Origin of the sequence: Syntrophus sp. (in: bacteria) (assembly GCF_040768185.1) — a bacterium.
In the GTDB taxonomy this organism is placed as follows: Bacteria; Desulfobacterota; Syntrophia; order Syntrophales; family Syntrophaceae; genus Syntrophus; species Syntrophus buswellii.
In genome coordinates, this window is sequence record NZ_JAXGNC010000007.1 from 130,274 (window position 1) to 147,988 (window position 17,715).

Annotated in this window: 13 protein-coding genes; 8 read left to right on the forward strand and 5 right to left on the reverse strand. The window is 56.2% G+C overall.

From position 1 onward, the window contains the following. Window positions 1-415: 415 nt before the first annotated feature. From AB3175_RS08900 to AB3175_RS08910, 3 genes are all read left to right on the forward strand, one after another. Window positions 416-979, forward strand: coding sequence for an acetate uptake transporter (locus AB3175_RS08900; protein WP_367360591.1), 564 nt, complete (start codon window positions 416-418; stop codon window positions 977-979). Window positions 980-1,303: 324 nt separating this feature from the next. Continuing rightward, window positions 1,304-1,942 carry a LysE family transporter gene (locus AB3175_RS08905; RefSeq protein WP_367360592.1) on the forward strand — a complete coding sequence of 213 codons (639 nt, stop codon included), beginning with the start codon at window positions 1,304-1,306 and terminating at the stop codon, window positions 1,940-1,942. Window positions 1,943-2,008: 66 nt separating this feature from the next. After that, window positions 2,009-2,869: a M48 family metallopeptidase gene (locus AB3175_RS08910; protein ID WP_367360593.1), complete on the forward strand. Its 861-nt coding sequence runs from the start codon at window positions 2,009-2,011 to the stop codon at window positions 2,867-2,869. A gap of 8 nt (window positions 2,870-2,877) precedes the next feature. Here AB3175_RS08910 and AB3175_RS08915 read toward each other — a convergent pair whose 3' ends face one another. Beyond that, window positions 2,878-3,573 (reverse strand): acetate--CoA ligase family protein, encoded by a 696-nt coding sequence (locus tag AB3175_RS08915; protein WP_367360594.1) that lies wholly within the window; start codon window positions 3,571-3,573, stop codon window positions 2,878-2,880. Window positions 3,574-3,618: 45 nt separating this feature from the next. Further along, window positions 3,619-5,055: an acetate--CoA ligase family protein gene (locus tag AB3175_RS08920; RefSeq protein ID WP_367360595.1), complete on the reverse strand. Its 1,437-nt coding sequence runs from the start codon at window positions 5,053-5,055 to the stop codon at window positions 3,619-3,621. A gap of 348 nt (window positions 5,056-5,403) precedes the next feature. Here AB3175_RS08920 and AB3175_RS08925 point away from each other — a divergent pair, with 348 nt between their 5' ends. From AB3175_RS08925 to AB3175_RS08940, 4 genes are all read left to right on the forward strand, one after another. Beyond that, window positions 5,404-6,924, forward strand: a complete 1,521-nt coding sequence (locus AB3175_RS08925) for an IS1380 family transposase (protein ID WP_367359693.1) — start codon at window positions 5,404-5,406, stop codon at window positions 6,922-6,924. Between the two features lie 377 nt (window positions 6,925-7,301). Then, window positions 7,302-8,210, forward strand: coding sequence for a radical SAM protein (locus AB3175_RS08930; RefSeq protein ID WP_367360596.1), 909 nt, complete (start codon window positions 7,302-7,304; stop codon window positions 8,208-8,210). 345 nt (window positions 8,211-8,555) lie between these two features. After that, window positions 8,556-9,122, forward strand: coding sequence for a glycine zipper 2TM domain-containing protein (locus tag AB3175_RS08935; protein WP_367360597.1), 567 nt, complete (start codon window positions 8,556-8,558; stop codon window positions 9,120-9,122). A 42-nt stretch (window positions 9,123-9,164) separates the two neighbouring features. Then, window positions 9,165-9,899 (forward strand): DUF6515 family protein, encoded by a 735-nt coding sequence (locus tag AB3175_RS08940; protein ID WP_367360598.1) that lies wholly within the window; start codon window positions 9,165-9,167, stop codon window positions 9,897-9,899. Between the two features lie 224 nt (window positions 9,900-10,123). Here the strand turns inward: AB3175_RS08940 and AB3175_RS08945 are convergent, their stop codons facing one another. After that, window positions 10,124-10,744, reverse strand: a complete 621-nt coding sequence (locus AB3175_RS08945; RefSeq protein ID WP_367360599.1) for a DUF47 domain-containing protein — start codon at window positions 10,742-10,744, stop codon at window positions 10,124-10,126. Between the two features lie 472 nt (window positions 10,745-11,216). On the opposite strand from AB3175_RS08945, the gene AB3175_RS08950 reads away from it, so the two are divergent. Beyond that, a complete protein-coding gene (locus AB3175_RS08950; RefSeq protein WP_367360600.1) occupies window positions 11,217-14,360 on the forward strand; it encodes a PAS domain S-box protein in 3,144 nt (1,047 codons plus the stop codon). On the opposite strand, the gene AB3175_RS08955 is transcribed toward AB3175_RS08950, so the two are convergent. Both AB3175_RS08955 and feoB read right to left on the reverse strand, forming a co-directional pair. Beyond that, entirely contained in the window at window positions 14,357-15,280 is a 924-nt protein-coding gene (locus tag AB3175_RS08955; RefSeq protein WP_367360601.1) for an MBL fold metallo-hydrolase, read from the reverse strand. The two genes, AB3175_RS08950 and AB3175_RS08955, sit on opposite strands and share 4 nt — an antisense overlap. Before the next feature lie 177 nt (window positions 15,281-15,457). Next, window positions 15,458-17,707 carry a ferrous iron transport protein B gene (gene feoB, locus AB3175_RS08960; RefSeq protein ID WP_367360602.1) on the reverse strand — a complete coding sequence of 750 codons (2,250 nt, stop codon included), beginning with the start codon at window positions 17,705-17,707 and terminating at the stop codon, window positions 15,458-15,460. Window positions 17,708-17,715 lie beyond the last annotated feature (8 nt).

Below are 17,715 nucleotides of genomic sequence, written 5' to 3' on the forward strand. Positions count from 1 at the left end.
GAGCCGCAGATCCTTTCAGGGGCCTGCGGCTCTCAGTTCCTTATTTTGTTGTTAAAGAAACCGAGCAGCAGTCCCCCTGCGTACGATGACTACGGTTATAATGCCCAGTATCAGAAGAATGTTTTTCAGCATGACACGCGTTCCTTATAAATACTTAAGAAGAAATATGGTTTTCCAATATCAGAAAAAGAAAAATATTGTCAAGTAAATTCTTGAAAAAAGGTTTATTTCCTTATCAAAGGACGCATGTTGATCCCCTACCCAATAAAACGTGACAGAATCCGGAACCATTGCACGGGATCCCGCTATTGCAGAAGCCGATTTTATTTGACATGCTCCGCAACTTTCCCTAAGATTCGCCCAGTTAGCGGGGCGTTTGTGTAACTAACAGAAATTATTGAGGAGGTTTATCATCATGTCGGACAATCTAGCGAATCCTGCACCACTGGGCCTTATGGGCTTTGGAATGACAACCGTTCTTTTGAACCTTCACAACGCCGGACTCTTCGAGCTGGGTGCGGGCATCCTGGCCATGGGCATCTTTTATGGCGGCATGGCTCAGGTCATTGCCGGGATCATGGAGTTCAAGAAAGGCAACACCTTCGGTACGACGGCGTTTACCTCCTATGGCCTGTTCTGGCTCACCCTGGTTTTCCTCGTTTACTTCAACGGTCAGTTCGGAATTCCGAAAAACAGCGAAGCGTTCATGACGGCCTATCTGTTCATGTGGGGGGTGTTTACCTTTTTCATGTGGTTCGGCACCTGGAAGTCCACCCGCGTTCTGCAGGCCGTTTTTCTGACCTTGACCATCCTGTTCTGGATGCTGGCTGCCCGGGACGGTTTCGGATGGAAAGGCACCTGGGCGGTCATGACGGGGTGGGAAGGGGTCCTGTGCGGTTCCCTGGCGATTTACTGCGCCATGGGGCAGGTGCTCAACGAAAGCTTCGGCCGCACCGTGCTTCCCCTCGGGGCGAAGTAGGTTCTGCGAAAAACGAGCCGCCCCGGCGCTTCCAGGCCGCCACATCCGGAACGGAGTTCTTCTGATGCTCCATCCTGCCGGCTTGGCTGCTGCCGATGGGCACGTCATCTTTACCCGAAGTCGTCGCTTTTTTCGTCATCGGGAACTTTTATCGACAAGTCAGCGGCAACGCTCCCGGGGCCCTGCCGGGAGCGTTGCTTTTTAAAACGATTTCCTTCATAATCCTACCTGGAAAAACAAGATTTCAAAGGCCCGGCTTTCTTTACAAGGCTGCTTGAATGCGTTGAATTCCACATGTCATTAAAAGAGCAAGGAACGTGACCTGTGCTGGCCCTGATGACCATTTTTTTTTCATCCTTTGTGATAGCCCTTTCCGGAGCCATGATGCCCGGCCCGATGCTGACGGCCACAATCAGCGAAAGCGCGCGCCGGGGATTCTGGACGGGTCCCTTGATTGTTGCCGGCCACGGGATTCTGGAACTGGCGCTGCTCGCCGCCCTGATGATCGGCCTGGCGCCTCTTCTCCTCAAAGAAGGGGTCTTTACCGGGATTGCCCTTTCCGGATCCGTGATTCTTCTCTGGATGGCCTGTGGAATGTTTCGGTCGTTGCCTTCCCTGAGCCTGTCCTGGCAGGATTCGGGAGAGAAGAAGCAGGGGCGCCTGATGGTCTACGGGGTTCTGTTGAGCCTCGCCAATCCATACTGGTATATCTGGTGGGCCACGATTGGCCTGGGATACATCGCCCAGTGCCGAATGTCGGGGATCGTGGGGATTGCCTTTTTCTTTTCCGGTCACATCCTTGGGGATCTTGCGTTTTACGCCCTTGTTTCGGGGACCGTGGCCAAGGGCCGCTCCTTCCTCAGTGATCGGCTCTATCGGAATGTGCTGGGCGGCTGCGCCGTTTTCCTGGTTGCTTTCGCCTTTTATTTCGCCTTTGTGGGCCTGAGGAATATCCTGTCCTGAGGCACTGGCAGTAAGGCCGGCCCTGGAAGCCGGTCATAACATGTTGGTTAACGTGGAGGTTACGGCATGGACACGAACATTTCTTGGAACAGCAGGAAACGGTTACCTACTCCCCTCAAAATCTTTTCGTGGAGGGGGATTGCAGGCCTGATCCTCATCCTTTTCCTTTTGTCCTGCGCGGAGGTCCCCCTCACCGGGCGCAGCAGCCTGAGCCTTGTTCCCGATTCCCAGGTGGTGACCATGAGCTATCAGCAATATGCCGATGTTCTGAAAAAATCAAAGCTGTCCAACGATGCGGCAAAAGTGCAGATGGTTCGGAGGGTCGGTGCGAGGATCGCCAGCGCCGCGGAATCCTTTCTGAGAGAATCCGGTAACGGAGGGGATATTGCCCTGTACAAATGGGAGTTCAATCTGATCGAAGACGACAAGACGGTGAACGCCTGGTGCATGCCCGGTGGGAAAATAGCCGTTTATACGGGGATCCTGCCCATCACGCGGGATGAAACAGGCCTGGCCGTCGTGGTGGGTCATGAGGTTGCCCATGCCATCGCCAAACACGGAAACGAACGGATGAGCCAGGGACTGCTCGTTCAGCTCGGGGGCATAGGGTTGTCCGCCGCCCTGTCCACTCAGGCGGCGGCAACGCAGGAGCTTTTTCTTCAGCTTTACGGAGTAGGCTCAAACGTCGGATACATCCTGCCCTACAGCCGTCTGCAGGAAAACGAGGCAGACCGGATCGGCCTGGTGCTCATGGCCAAGGCCGGCTACGATCCCAGGGCGGCCGTAACGCTCTGGCAGCGGATGAATGCTCAGGGCGGGGGGCGTTCGGTTGAATTTCTGTCCACACATCCGGCTCCGACAAACCGGATCGCCAACATTCAGGCCCTTATTCCCGAGGCGATGCGCTATTATCGGAAACCCCAGTAACCGAGTCCTTAAGCGCTCAAAATCATCCTGGCGTCCACGACGACGCACCCATCGGGATAGGCCAGCACAGGATTGAAATCCAGTTCGGCAAGTTCCGGAACCCTGCACATCAGGTTGCCCGCATTCACAATGAGTCGAGCCAGGGTTCCCAGATCGCAGGGCGGGGCGCCGCGGACGCCTGCCAGAAGTTCGCTGGCCTTCGTATCCCTGATCTGCCGCAGAGCCTCTTCCTCATCGAAGGGCGCCATCCGGAAAGAAACGTCCTTGAAGACCTCGATGAGAATCCCCCCTGATCCGAACATGATCATCGGGCCGAAGACGTCATCCCTGAGACCTCCAACGGCCACTTCCACCCCCCTGGGCATGGCCTTCTGAACGAGGACGCCGTCAACGGCCACATGACCGGCTTTTTCTCGAACATTGGCCAGGAGCCGGTCGTATGCCTTTCGAAGATCGGCGGGAGAGGTGATGCCGACAAGGACTCCCCCGAAATCGGACTTGTGGACGACTTCAGGGGAGACGATCTTCAGAACAAGGGGGAACCCCAGATCTTCGCCGGCCTGCCTCGCCTCTTCCCAATTTCCGGCAAGACGGGCAGGGGCGAAGGGAATGCCGAATTCCCCGCACAGCCCATAGGCTTCATGTTCAGGCAAAAGCTTCCTTCCCGCTTTCAGAGCCCTCTGAACAACTTCGTGGCAGCCCATTTCTCCCTCCTCTGCCGGAATGGCCTCACGCTTCAGAACAGCCGCTTAGTGTTCATCAAACCGTGATTTGTACCGGCTGTAACGGACCATATTGATCATCACTTTTGCCGCAATGTCCGGGTACTCGATGGTGGGCATTCCGGCTTCCTCCATCCGGTTCCTCAACCGGGGAACGGAAGAGCCGAAGCCGATGACGGAGAGAAGGGGTTTCCTTTCTTCCGGGGCGAAGGATTCATAGGCGGCGATGATGTTTTCCGCCAGGGCATCTTCATCCATGAAAAGAGGAGGCGTGGTAAGATAGATCACACCGGAAACGGCCGGATCCCCCAGAACAATTTTCAATACCTCGCGATGCTGCGCTTCCGTAAAGGAGGGGGTTGTGTCGATGAACCCCTCCGGCTTGCCGATATTGGCTGCCGGGATCAGAATGGCCCGCAGCTCGGATTTTGTTTTCTCCGAAAGTCTGGCCAACCGGACAGCTCCGGAAGAGACCAGTTCATCCACGCACAGGGTTCCCGGCCCCCCCAGAACGGTCAAGACACAGATCGAATTTCCTCTGGGTAACGGCATTTTGGCAAAAGCGGCGGCAGTATAATAAAACTCGATGACGCTTTCGGCCAGGACGACACCCGCCTGCCGGAAGACCCCCTGATACATTTCAAATCTGCCGGCCAGAGAACCGGTATGACTCGCCGCGGCCACGGAGCCGATTCCGGTTTTTCCCGCCTTCAAGGCGACGATCGGCTTTTTCCTGGACACGTGAGCCGCCGTTTCGACGAGGGCGCGCCCCTGCCTTGTCCCCTCGAGGTAAAGGGCGATTACCGACGTACGGTCGTCATCGGCGAGGTAGCCAAGGAGCTCGACGACATTCACGTCTGACATGTTGCCCAGGGACACGAATTTGCTCAGCCCCACAAGCCTTCCAGGCTCCGCCCACTTCAGGTAGGAGACCGCAAAGGCCCCGCTCTGGGTGATGATCGAAAGACCGCCCCTTCGATAGGCGCCGATATCGAAATTTGTATTGACCCCGGAATAGGTGTCCATCACTCCCAGGCAGTTCGGTCCCACCACCCGGATCCCTCTGGGAACGAGGACGTCCAGCAGGGCTTTCTCGCGGGACCGTCCCTGGTCCGTTCCCAACTCGCTGAAGCCTGCGGAAACGACCACGGCAGCGGAAATGTCGCCTTTCCCGTCTTTCCGCCGCGCAATGGCCCGGGCCGCCTCGACACAATCATCGGCAGGCAGAACCATCACCACGAGATCGATCCGGCCGGTAATCTCCTCCAGGCTCCTGTAACACTGAAAGCCCAGGATGGATTCAGATGCGGCATTGACAGGGTAAACGTTTCCTGTGAAGCCCGCAGCCCTCAAGTTTTCAACGATTGAATGGCCGGGCTTTCCCTTTTTAGCGGAGGCTCCCATGATCGCAACCCCCCTGCCGTTGAACAAACCATCCAGGGACTTCCTGGCCGTCGTTTCCATTTCCTTCTCCCGGTTCCTTGAATGTCCTTCTCTTTTTGGAGCCTGCCCGTTTCGGGGACGTTCCCGGCTCAAACCCCGGGCTTTCGAATGTGATCCCTTTCGTTCGGCGGGGAAGCCCCTTTACCTTTTTAAAGGTATATGAAACAGGGGGAAGATAAGTCAAGGAGGATCTTGGGCCGTTACGGCATGGAGTTCAGTGCCCCCTGGGGGATTGCGGGATACGCCGTTGAAGAAGTCCCTCCCTTAATCCACCATCAAAAAAAACAAAAAACCTCGTTGACCCTTAAATATCAAGGTGATAGAGATTTTCTGTCAAGGAAAAATCATCATCAACGAGGTGAAGCGATTATGGCACAAGGGGTCCTATCATTCAAGTATGAAGAGGAGAAAAGAGAGTCGGGAATGACGGCTCTGGCCGGTCTTCCGTTGTACCTGGATTTAGCCTCGGTCATGGGGCTTTCAGACAGCATTGCACGCCACATTCATGTGAAGCGTCAGGGATGGACGGATGCGCAGATAGTAACATCCTTGATATTGCTTAATCTTGCTGGTGGGGAATGTGTGGATGATTTACGCAAGCTGGAGGACGACGAGGGGTTTTGTCGGGTGTTGCGCCGGATTGAGCAGAAGGGGATGACCCGCCGTGAGCGGCGGGAGTTGGATCGGCGGTGGAGGAAGGAGAGGAATCGCAGTGTTCCATCTCCTTCGTCGGTGTTTCGGTTTTTATCGGCCTTTCATGATACGACTCAGGAGGCAAAGCGAGTGGCGTGCACGGCCTTCATTCCGCCTGCGAATAAACATTTACAGGGATTGTCGGCAGTGAATGCGGACATGATGGCTTTCGTCCAGAAGCGAAATCCTCAGGGGATAGCGACGCTGGATCAGGATGCGACGCTCGTGGCCACGGGCAAGCGGGAATCTCTTTACAGTTACAAGGGTTTTTCGGCATACCAGCCGTTGAATACGTGGTGGGCGGAGCAGTCGATGGTATTGCATACGGAGTTTCGTGATGGGAATGTTCCTGCCGGGCATGAGCAATTGCGGGTACTGCAGGAAGCCCTTGCTCTGTTGCCGGCAGAGGTTGAAAAGGTCCGCCTCCGTTCGGACACGGCAGGGTATCAGCATGCGTTGCTTCGCTACTGCGAGCAAGGAGCACATGAGCGGTTTGGGCGGATCGAGTTTGCGGTCGGCTGCGATGTCACAGCGGAGTTCAAGAAGGCGGTGCTGGATGTGGAGGAATCGGAATGGTCGCCTGTGCACAAAATCTATGATGGCGTTCCGACTGAGACCAATCAGCAATGGGCGGAGGTCTGCTTTATTCCCTCAGCAATCGCCCACAGCAAGAATGCTCCTGTTTACCGTTATCTTGCCATTCGCGAGAAGTTGAACTTTTCGTATCTGCCGGGGATGGAATCTCTTCAGGAGGAATTGCCCTTTCCGACAATGAGCGTTTCGAGTCAGCCGTACAAGGTGTTTGGTCTGGTGACGAACATGGATTGGGATGGAGATGCTCTGATTCGCTGGCACCGTGAGCGATGCGGGAAATCTGAGGAAGCCCATTCCGTCATGAAAGGAGATTTTGCCGGCGGTCGCCTTCCCTCGGGAGACTTTGGCGAAAATGCGGCCTGGTGGTGGATCATGATTCTGGCACTGAATCTCAATTCAGCGCTGAAGCAGCTGGCATTGGGACGATCATGGACGACCAGGAGGATGAAAGAGATCCGTTTTTCGCTTATCAATCTTCCGGGGCGCATTGTGGAACGATCCCAGGAGTTGATTATCCGTCTGGTGAAAGGGCACCGGGCCATGGACCTGCTTCTTGCTGCCCGGCACCGGATTCAGGCGTTGGCATGGCTTCCGGCAGGGTAAGAACAGAGATCTCCTTGATAATAAAAAGGAAATAAGAATCAGGCGGTGGATTTCAGAAAGGGAAAATTTTACCGGAGGGAGAAGTGCCTCCGAGATACGCAAAAAATCCGTTCAGGAGAGACTTATCGCATGAGATCCACTTGATTTTGACACTACAACCAATCTTTCGGTTCTGAATTTCTTCAAAACGTGGCGTGAAAAACCGAAATGATCAGTTGCTTCAAAATAGGCGGTGGATTTGGGCCTCCTTGGGCTCTGGTCTGATTCCGAAAAATGGTATAGGATATCACTGGAATTCAGGGGAAATTTCCTTTGTCTAGGCGGCTTTTACCCATTGAGATCGGGTTGTCTGACCCGGTAAAGCGGAGGGCTCGTTTATGAACCGGCCATCATACCTCTTTCTGTACCGCGAAGGAATATTGCAGGAACGAATTGAGCAGGCCATGGCGCTGATTTCTCCCTCCTGCCGGCTCTGCCCGCGCAACTGCGGCGTGGACCGGCTGGCGGGAAAAGCAGGAATCTGCAGAACCGGCGACCAAGCCGTCGTTGCCAGTTACTCTCCCCATTTCGGGGAGGAGGCCCCGCTCGTGGGAACCTGCGGTTCCGGAACGGTTTTTTTCAGTTCCTGCAGCCTCCTGTGCTCGTTCTGCCAGAACTATGAGATCAGTCACTGTCTTGCCGGCAAGGCCGTTGAGCCCGGTGAGCTGGCGGCCATGATGATCGCCTTGAAGAAAATGAAATGTCACAATATCAATCTTGTGACTCCGACCCACGTGGTTCCGCAGATTCTGCAGGCGTTGGTTCCGGCCATCGAGCAGGGGCTGGACATACCTCTGGTTTACAACTGCGGCGGTTATGAAAGCGTGGAAACCCTGAAACTGCTGGAGGGGATTGTCGACATCTATCTGCCGGACTTCAAATTCTGGGATAACGCCTGGGCGCGGCGCTTCTGCCATGTTTCGGATTACCGGGAACAGGCGGCAAAGGCGCTCAAGGAGATGCACCGCCAGGTGGGTGACCTACGGTGCGACGAAGCCGGGCTTGCCGTGCGGGGGCTTCTCGTGCGTCATCTGGTCATGCCGGACGATATCGCCGGTTCCCGTGACGTCATGAATTTTCTGTCCCGGGAGATCTCTCCTTCCACCTGTGTCAACGTCATGGGACAGTACCGCCCCTGTGGACTTGCCCACAGGGATGAGCGGATCAACCGGCGCATTACGGCGGCGGAACTGGCCGATGCCGTCAAGGCGGCGTTGTCTGCCGGCCTTTGCCTCCTGGATGAATGAATGAGCTTTTCCGGGGCAGCCCTGGGGACCGGCTACTTTCTTCCCAGGTGGATAGTCCGGATGGATACTTATTATTCACTGTGCCCCGGGGCTTTCCCGGGTGAACGTCTGCAACGAGCTCATATCGCGCGGTTCTTTTTTATGGGGATGTTCCGGACCCTTCGGCACACTCCCTGCTGAAGAAAAGGTCATGAATGAGGTTTCAAGGACATCGTGGTCAAAGAACATATCCCGCACGGAGGCCGTTGTCCTCTCCGGTCCGCGGGAGCTTTCGGGGAATGAAAGGCAGAAAACGTGTTGGTATCCGGCAAAGGAAAAAAGGGAAGGCAACGGCTCAAAAAGGGGATGTCATGGTTTTGTTTCGGAATTTTGCTTTTCCTGACCGCTGCGGGGCTGACGTCCTGCTATTGCGGACCCTCTGCCGCGGTCGTGCCGTCCCCTGCCGGTGACGGCGATCATGCCAGTCTGCCTCTGAACCAGCTGTACTTTTACCCGAACAAGGGGCAAACGGTTGAAAAGCAGTCTCGCGACCATTACGAATGCTACAACTGGGCGGTGAAGATGACGGGATTTGACCCGGGGAAATCGGCCATTCCCAGGAATCAGCGCGTCAGCGTGGTGCCGATGCCGACGCCGGGATGGGATACCGTCACGATGTCCATTGCCGGTGCGGTGCTGGGTGCGCTGATCGGCGGCCCTTATCATGCCGGGGAGGGCGCGCTGATCGGCGCAGCAGGGGGAGCCGTGGTCGGGGCTGCTTCCGACGTGGCAAGGCAGGAATCGGCGCGGCGGATCGAGGAATCCTATAATGCGCAGACCCGCACCCGGGATGCCCAGCTTGCAGGGCAGGCGGGCCGTTTCCGAAGGGCGATGTCCGCCTGCATGGAAGGCCGGGGTTACACGGTGCGTTGACAGAGCAAGCCCCCCGGGAAATGTTCAGGGAGGTGGAGAGTCATGATGAATTTATTCCAAAAAAAAGGATCCGCAGCCAGGGGGTGGATGTCGGTTCTTCTGACGGGGATTGTGCTGCTTTGCTGGTCAACGGCGGCAGAGTCTGCGGATCGAGGAGTGCGGCACGGTTCCGGCGGCAAGTCGTACAGAAATGCCCCCGCTTCCGCCCAGCGGGCCGTTCCAGGCGGCAGCCACTCCCGTGAGTATCGGGATACGCGCTATCATCACAACCGCAGCTATCCCGTCCACGGCCAATCCTATCGAAAAGCGCCCCGGCACTCCCATCATGTGCATCATGGCGGGCGTCACTATTACTATTCAAGGGGTGTCTGGTACCGCCCCTACGGCGCCTATTTTTCCGTCGTAATTCCCCCTCCGGGCCTGTATGTTTCTTTCCTCCCGCCTTATTACACCACGGTATGGGCGGGCGGGGTTCCCTATTATTACGCCAACGAAGTCTATTACACCCACCGGGGGGCCGGCTATGTCGTCGTTCCGCCGCCGAAGGATGAGGCCAGCCAGGTGCCGCCGCCGGCGGATGATTTGTTCATCTATCCCCGCCTGAATCAGAGCGAGCAGCAGCAGGCGGATGACCGGTATGAATGCCATCAGTGGGCTGTCGAGCAGACGGGTTTCGATCCGACGCAGCCGCCCGAAGCGCAGACGAAGGGGACGCAAGCGGACTATCTGCGGGCGATGTCTGCCTGCCTCGACGGTCGCGGGTACACCGTGAAATAATCCGCAAATAAGATCCTCATCAGCGTTCCCATGTGCTGCCGGGATCATTTCGTCTCAAGGTCGATGGAGTGTCAGGCGGATGATGTCCGCGGACTTCTCTTTTTCGATTTGAAGATCGCACCGGGATGAGGGGCAGGTCTGTGCCATCGACCCCACAGATCCGCCAAAGCACAGAGATTCCGGTTTCCCGGTTGTTCGAATGGGAAAAGCGTCACGCAGACCCGTCAAGCATTTTTCAGGACGATCCCCTCGACGATATTGGACACATCCTCGCAGACATCGGTGGCTTCTTCGATCCGTTCAAAAATTTCCTTCCATTTGATCAGCTCGACCACGTCCTTCTCCTGTTCAAAGAGCCGGGAAACCGCCCGTCTCAACACGATGTCCCCTTCGTTTTCCGCCGTATTGATTTCCACGCAGGCAGCAAGGATCATCGGGGCATTCTTCCTGTCCCGCAGGGCATAGACCACCTCTTTCACCTTGGTTATGGCCTTGTTGAGAATCCGGGCCAGCTCCTTGAGCTCTTGCGCCGGTTCCTTGATCCTGTAAAGGGGCATCCGGATGGCACAGGCCTCGATAATATCCATGACCGTGTCCATATTGTTCAGGAGCGCGTGGATGTCCTCCCGGTCAAAGGGGGTGAGAAAGGTCCGATGCATTTTCTCGTAGGTTTTGTGCGTGATGACATCGGCCTCGTGCTCGATTTCCTTGATCCGGGCGATCCTGGGTTCCGCCTGGTCGTAATGTTCCAGCATATCCATGAACACAAGGCCGCCCTCTTCGATCTTAGCCGCCAGCTCTTCGAAGAGATCGAAAAATTTTTCTTCCCTGGGAATAAATCTCATCTGACGCCGTCTCCTTGCCTGGTTGTGAACATATTCCCGCTGCTTCACGGAATGTCTCAAGGCGGCTCGTTCCGCCCTCGGAGTTGCCGCGCCGTTTTTCCGGCTCTCTTGGAAAATCCGAAAACCCGGCAGTGTCATTCATAGCATCCTGCCGCCGGGATGTCTAGAGAAAGGGGCGCATGGCAGGAACAAACAGATGCGGGAATGAACCATGGCGGATATCTGAAGGCGGGAATGGACTTCATTTGATTGTCCGGCAGCGCAAAGATGATCAGGAATGATAGTTGCTTGCCTGTTATTGTTAATGAAATAAAATAGTTCAATCCATGTTTTCTGTCGGGTAACGCGAGGCCGAACGCCTCATTTGACATGCAAAGAGGAATCAGTAGCCCCATAAAAAGTTGTCGTAACCCCAGCCATGATTTCTTTTCCCCTCCCCGTCTTTCCCTTCGTCATGGCATAGGAGCTCAGGATGTACGATTCAGCAAAAACCATTGAAGACCTGTTTGAAGAGAATGATCGCCTGAAGCAGAGGATTAAAGAACTGGAACGATCGGAATCCGACCACTGTCTGACGGAAAGGGCGCTGAGGAACAGCGCGGAACGTTTCCGGTCGCTCGTTGAGGCGACGAGCGACTGGATCTGGGAGACGGATTACCGGGGTATCTACACCTATGCAAGCCCCAAGGTCAAAGATATTCTGGGATATGAACCCCTGGAGGTCCTGGGCAGGGCTGTGACGGATCTGATGCCTCCCGGCGAGGCGGAGCGCGTGGCTGAAATCCTGGCTGAACACCTTGAAAGGCCAAAACCCTTTCAAAGGCTGGAAAATATCAACCTCCATAAGGATGGCCGGATCGTTGTTATCGAAACGAGCGGCATACCCATTATCAATGAATGGGGGCATCTGGAAGGATATCGGGGCATCGACCGGGATATCACCAGGCGCAGGAAGGCGGAAGAGGGTCTCCGTGCGACGTTCAAGGCGGTTCCTGTGGGCCTGTCCATCATGAAGGACCGCATTTTCCGCAGTGTCAACCAGGCCTGGTGCGATATCACCGGATATTCGGATCCTGAAATCATCGGGCGCTCAACGCGGATCTTATACGAAGATGACGCGGAGTATGAGCGGGTGGGGAGGGAGCTGTACCCGGAAGTCTCCGAGCAGGCCATCGCTTCCGTCCAGACAAGGCACCGGCGGAAGGACGGGAGCATTCGCGATATGGTCTTGACCGCCGCACTTCTTCAATCGGAAGGATCTTCACTGGAGACAGTGGTTGTCCTCGAGGATATAACCGACCGCAACCGGAAAGAGCAGGACCTGAAAGAGTCGCAACAGTTCCTCCGCACGATTTTTGACAATACCCACGACGCGATCGTTGTCCATGATGCCGAAGGACGGATCCTGGACTGCAATCAGAAGATGCTGGAAATTCATGATATCAGCAGAGAGGAGGCGCTCGAATCATCCTTTCTCGACTGTTTTCCCGCAGAGGATTCTCCTGGCGAGCTTCAGAAGGAGCTGTGGGACAGGGTGATGAAGGGGGAATCGTTCCAGTTCGAACAGAGGGCGAGGCGACTCAGCGATGGCTCCACCTTTGAGGCCGAAGTTGCCGTCAAGCGGCTTGTGCTGGCCAATCGTCCCCTGATTCTGGCCAATGTCCGGGACATCACCCAGCGTAAAGCCGCCGAGGCGGCCCTGCGGGAAAGGGAAGAGACCTTCCGCGCCCTGGTGGAAAACTGTGGGGATGGAATCGTACGCTTCGACCGGAATCATCGCTACCTCTATGTCAACCGGTTCGTGATCGAGCATACCGGATTTCCCCTGTCACCGGGTGAGTTTATCGGCAAGACCTTTGAAGATGTCGGGTTTTCCCGGGAAATATGCGACGAAGGCCATGAGATCGTTGAACGGGGCTTTGTATCTGGAGAAATTATCCGCCATCAATTCCAGCAACCGGACGGGCTGTGGCTCGATGTGATTCAAATTCCGGAAAAGGACGATTCAGGGGAGGTCAAGGCCGTCATCAGCTCTGCGCGCGATATTACGGAACGTAAGGAGAACGAAGCCCTCTGGAGAGTTCTGTTCCAGGCCGCTCCCCTGGCCATATGCGCCGTCGGTGAGGACAGGGTCATCATGAGGGTCAACGATTATTGCCTCAGGACATTCGGTTATCTGCCGGAAGAAATGGTGGGGCGCACGGCCCGCTTCCTCTACTTCAGCGACGAAGATTACCGGGCGGCGGGAGAGGCTCTGTATTCAACGCAGTACGCCATGAAAGAGCTTCGGATGAGACGAAAGGATGGGGCGTCCATCTGGGCGCTGGTGGGCCGATCCTATCTGGATGGGACGAGCGACTCCGGCGGATCAATTATCGTCTTTCAGGATATCACATCCCGCAAGGCGCTTGAAGAGCAGCTTCGCCAGGCACAGAAGATGGAGGCCATCGGTCAGCTCGCCGGCGGGGTGGCCCATGACTTTAACAACATTCTGCAGGCCATCCTCGGCTATACCAACATGGTTCTGATGTCACTGGGAACAGAGGACAGGCATTACAGAAAATTGAAAGAGGTTGAAAAAGCCGGGGAGAAAGCGGCCGCGTTGACCCGCCAGCTGCTTGCCTTCAGCAGGCGTCAGGTCCTTCAGCTGGGTCCGCTGGATTTGAATGCGGTCATTGACAATCTCATGAAGATGCTCCGCCGCCTCATCGGCGAAAATATCGAGTTGGACATCCTTCCCGGCTCTGCATTGTGGAAGGTGAACGCCGACCGGGGGCAGATGGAGCAGGTGCTCATCAACCTCTGTGTCAATGCCCGGGATGCCATGCCCGACGGAGGGCGCCTGTCCATCGAGACTCAGAACGCCTGGCTTGATGACGGCGTTTGCGCCCGGCATGACGGGGCAAAGCCGGGGCGGTACGTGCAGATGAGCATAACGGATTCAGGCTGCGGAATGGATCCGGAAACGAAAAGCAAAATCTTCGAACCCTTTTATACCACGAAGGGAAAATTGCAGGGCACAGGCCTTGGCTTGGCCACCGTCTACGGGATCATCCGGCAGCATGAAGGGATCGTCCAGGTCGACAGCGAACCCGGGGAAGGCGCCCGATTCAAGATCTGCCTTCCGGTTATCGAAAGTTCCGAGCAAGAGCTTTTCGAGGAGGAAACAGTCCTGCCTCCGGGGGGGCATGAGACGATCCTCATGGCGGAAGACGATGCCCCTCTCCGCTTCCTCACCGAGGAGATACTGAAGATGGCTGGATACAGGGTCCTTGCGGCCGTCGATGGCGAAGATGCCCTGCGCATCTACCGGGGCCACGCGCAAGAGATCGATCTGCTGCTGCTGGATGTCATCATGCCCAGGAAGGGCGGACGCTGCGTCTATGATGAGATCCGCGCCGTCCATCCCGGCATCCGGTGCCTCTTTATGAGCGGATACAGTGAAGATGCCCTGCACACCAACTTTATTCTCACTTCCGGACTCAAACTGATCCAGAAGCCGTTTAAACCCCCGGACTTGCTGAAGATGCTGCGCCGGGAGCTGGATGGCTCCCGAAGCGAGGCGAGTCCGGAAGACCGGCGGGTTCCAGGGGTGTCACAGCGTGCTTCCGCCTAAAGCTCGAAGGAAAGATTCGGATCGGCCTTCTGTGACCTGTTGATCATGAGTTTGCTCAAGTCATACATGATCTTGAACGGCTGGATGTCGGTAATGCTGTCGACAAACCTCGCCTTGTCCAGGGCGATCCGTTCCGCCGTCTCTCCATTGGCAAGTCGATCCAGAAGTTCCCGATGGTATTTTTCTGTGGCAGCCATGGCATACTGCAGATACTCTCTGACCTTTCCGTATACGACGCAGTTGTGGCTCAGAACGGCCCGATTGGCCGGCAGGGCTGCAAGCTTGCGGATGCTGTTCACATAATCTTCCAGGGACACAAAATAATTCGGCCAGAACGCATCCTTTTCCGGGACATAAAATCCGGTGCAGTCTCCAACAACCAGGGTGCCCTCCGACCGTTCAAAAAGGCAGATGTGGCATGGCGAATGCCCCGGCGTTTCGTAAACCTCCCAGACGACCCCCTTGCCGAGGTCGATCCTGTCCCCTTCCTTCACGCTGGAATCAAGCTCAAAGTGGTAGTCGTTCAGTGAAGGCGGCAGGTCGTCTATCTCATCCTTGGCCTTCATGAGCTGGGCGATGGCCGTGTCAGCCAGGAGATAATCAAAGAACAATTCCTTCTTCTTGAAAATCTTATCCGCCACCTTGCTGCCGATCAGCTTGATGTGCGGCCATATGCGCTTGAAATGGGGAATGCCGCCTATGTGATCGGCGTGGGTGTGGGTCAGGATGATATACTTGATTCTTTCAGGGCTGATTCCCAGGGTTCTTATCTGTTCAACGATGATCGGGAACGTAGGGCCTGTCCCCCCTTCGATTAACATCCCGATGTCTCCCATGGACAGGAAAGCAGGGAAAGCCGGAGTTCCCAGCTGATAAAAATTTGCGGTTAAAGAAATAGGCGGATGCTTGATCGAGCTCATTCTGAGTTTCCCTCCATTTTTAATGGAGTACTAAGCATATATTTACGGAAAAAACAATTCACGATTGCATTACCCGTCACAAATGACTTCTCTTCCATAAGGAAGGACCGGCACAACGGTCATTCGGTCCTTCCCTGTCGCGTGTCCTATAACGTCGGGCGGATTTCAGGGGCGCCTTTACAAACCGAGCCAGAAAGCGATTCGATAGGCGGCCATGCCCCCCAGATAGGAGATGACCAGGGTCAGAGTCAGGGACAGCACAAACCACTTCCGATCTCTCATCTCCTGCTTCATCACCGCCACGGTCGCCGCACAGGGGACAAAGAGCATCAGAACAACCAGGAAGGAGAGCCCCGATGCGGCACTGATCACCGACGGCAGCAGGCGGACAAGTCCTTCGTCTCCCACTCCGTACAGGACTCCCAGCGTGGCGACGGCGTTTTCTTTTGCCACGATGCTGGTCAGCAGGGCCGTCACCATTTTCCAGTCCAGGCCAAGGGGAACCCCAAACGGCTCCAGGAGCATTCCTCCCCGCGCCAGGAAGCTGTCTTCCAGCCGACCCTCGGGAAGGTAGGACAGCAGCCAGATCACGACAGAGACGAGGACAATCACCGTTCCCGCCTTTTTCACAAAGGCGAGGGAACGGCTCCAGACCACCATGCCGATGGTTCGGGGATTGGGCTTATGGTAGAGGGGAAGTTCCATGATGAAAGGGGTCTGCTCGTCCTTGAGAAAAAGCGCTGAAGCCGCCATTCCGACGACGCCCAGGACGAGGATGTTCAAGGTCAGCAGGGACCAGGAAACGAGGGTTGCCTTATGGCCGAAAAGCGCGGCCGTCATGAAGGTCAGAACGGCCAGGCGCGCCGTGCAGGGAACAAAGGGAATCAGCAGAAGCGTGAGAAGCCGGGCTTTCCTGGATTCCAGAATCCTGGCCCCCATGATTGCCGGTACATTGCAGCCGAAACCCAGGCACAGGGGCATGAAGCTCTTGCCGTGAAGCCCGATGAGATGCATGAAGCGGTCCATCACGAAGGCTGCCCGCGCCATGTAGCCGACGTCTTCAAGCAATGCCAGGACCGCAAAGAAGATGACCAGGATGGGGAGGAAGGTCAGGACCGATCCTGCTCCCCCGATCACCCCGTCAAGAACGAGTCCCTTCAGCCACAGCGGAGCAGAGACAAAAAGAGGCTCCAGGGAACGGCCCAGCAGGATGACCGCCTCCTCCAGAAGCTTCTGCAGGGGGAATCCGACGGTGTAGGTCAGAAGAAAGATGAGTCCGAAGACGCCAAGAAGAATCGGTATTCCCCAGATTGGACGGGTCAGGACATGATCGATCCGGTCGGTGAGCAGCACTTCTTCCATTCGTTTCCGGGAGACCGCCTGGTCCGTGATCGTCTTGATCCAGCTGTAGCGGCCGTTGACCACGGCGCGCAGGGCGTCTTCGTGTTCGATGAGGAGGGCGTTGATCCGCTCCCGGACAAAGGCCGGCACGCGGTCTTCCACTCTCCTGGAAATTTCTCCGTCTCCCTCCATCAGCTTGATGGAAACCCATTCCGGGGGGTAGGCGTCCGGGGTGGCATGTTCGCGGATCAGGTTCAGCAGCTCATGGTAGACGTCCTCGTGATCCGATGACACTCCGGGAAGAACGGGCTGATAGGACTCATTGCCGTCGGCCGTTGCAAGGATCTGGGCGACCAGGTCGTTGATCCCGGTATTTTTTGTGGCAATCATGGGAACGACGGGAATGCCCAGGGATTTGCGGAGCTTTGCCATGTTGATGCTGATTCCCGAGGATTCGGCCACGTCGATCATGTTCACCGCAGCGACCACGGGAGGTCCCAGGAGAAGCAGTTCCGAGAGAAGATAGAGACTTCGTTCCAGGGATGAGGCGTTGATCAGCAGGGCGATGACATCGGGGCGGTTTTGAAGGATGAAATCCCTGGCAACGCGCTCTTCCTCTGAAAAGGCCGTAAGGCTGTATGTGCCGGGGAGATCGACGATGTGCATCTCCGTATTGTCGGCGATGTAGACGCCTTCCTTCTTCTCCACCGTTTTGCCGGGCCAGTTGCCCACATGCTGGGAAAGGCCGGTCAGGATATTGAAGATCGTCGATTTCCCGACGTTGGGTTGACCGGCGAGGGCCACCAGGATGCGGCGCTGTTCCGAGGCGGGTGGGGGTTCTTCCCTGCTGGTGACGCTTCGGACCACGCCGATATGGCCGACCTCGAACCATCCCAGGGCGATGCGGGCGTCGGACGCCTCGACAATGAACCGGCCGCCGGCGCTCTGCAGGACCCGGATTCGGGCATTCTGGCTGATTCCCATGCTGGCCAGCCGACTGATCAGTCTTCTTCCCCCCCTGACGGAGCGGACAATCCCTTCTTCCCCCTCCTTCAGGAGGGACAGAGGAATCAACTCTTCATCCACACGACGTC

Coding starts and splice junctions, on each gene's coding strand:
- AB3175_RS08900 (WP_367360591.1), top strand. CDS start 416: ATGTCGGACAATCTAGCGAATCCTGCACCACTGGGCCTTATGGGCTTT.
- AB3175_RS08910 (WP_367360593.1), top strand. CDS start 2,009: ATGGACACGAACATTTCTTGGAACAGCAGGAAACGGTTACCTACTCCC.
- AB3175_RS08915 (WP_367360594.1), bottom strand. CDS start 3,573: ATGGGCTGCCACGAAGTTGTTCAGAGGGCTCTGAAAGCGGGAAGGAAG.
- AB3175_RS08920 (WP_367360595.1), bottom strand. CDS start 5,055: ATGGAAACGACGGCCAGGAAGTCCCTGGATGGTTTGTTCAACGGCAGG.
- AB3175_RS08925 (WP_367359693.1), top strand. CDS start 5,404: ATGGCACAAGGGGTCCTATCATTCAAGTATGAAGAGGAGAAAAGAGAG.
- AB3175_RS08930 (WP_367360596.1), top strand. CDS start 7,302: ATGAACCGGCCATCATACCTCTTTCTGTACCGCGAAGGAATATTGCAG.
- AB3175_RS08935 (WP_367360597.1), top strand. CDS start 8,556: ATGTCATGGTTTTGTTTCGGAATTTTGCTTTTCCTGACCGCTGCGGGG.
- AB3175_RS08940 (WP_367360598.1), top strand. CDS start 9,165: ATGATGAATTTATTCCAAAAAAAAGGATCCGCAGCCAGGGGGTGGATG.
- AB3175_RS08945 (WP_367360599.1), bottom strand. CDS start 10,744: ATGAGATTTATTCCCAGGGAAGAAAAATTTTTCGATCTCTTCGAAGAG.
- AB3175_RS08950 (WP_367360600.1), top strand. CDS start 11,217: ATGTACGATTCAGCAAAAACCATTGAAGACCTGTTTGAAGAGAATGAT.
- AB3175_RS08955 (WP_367360601.1), bottom strand. CDS start 15,280: ATGAGCTCGATCAAGCATCCGCCTATTTCTTTAACCGCAAATTTTTAT.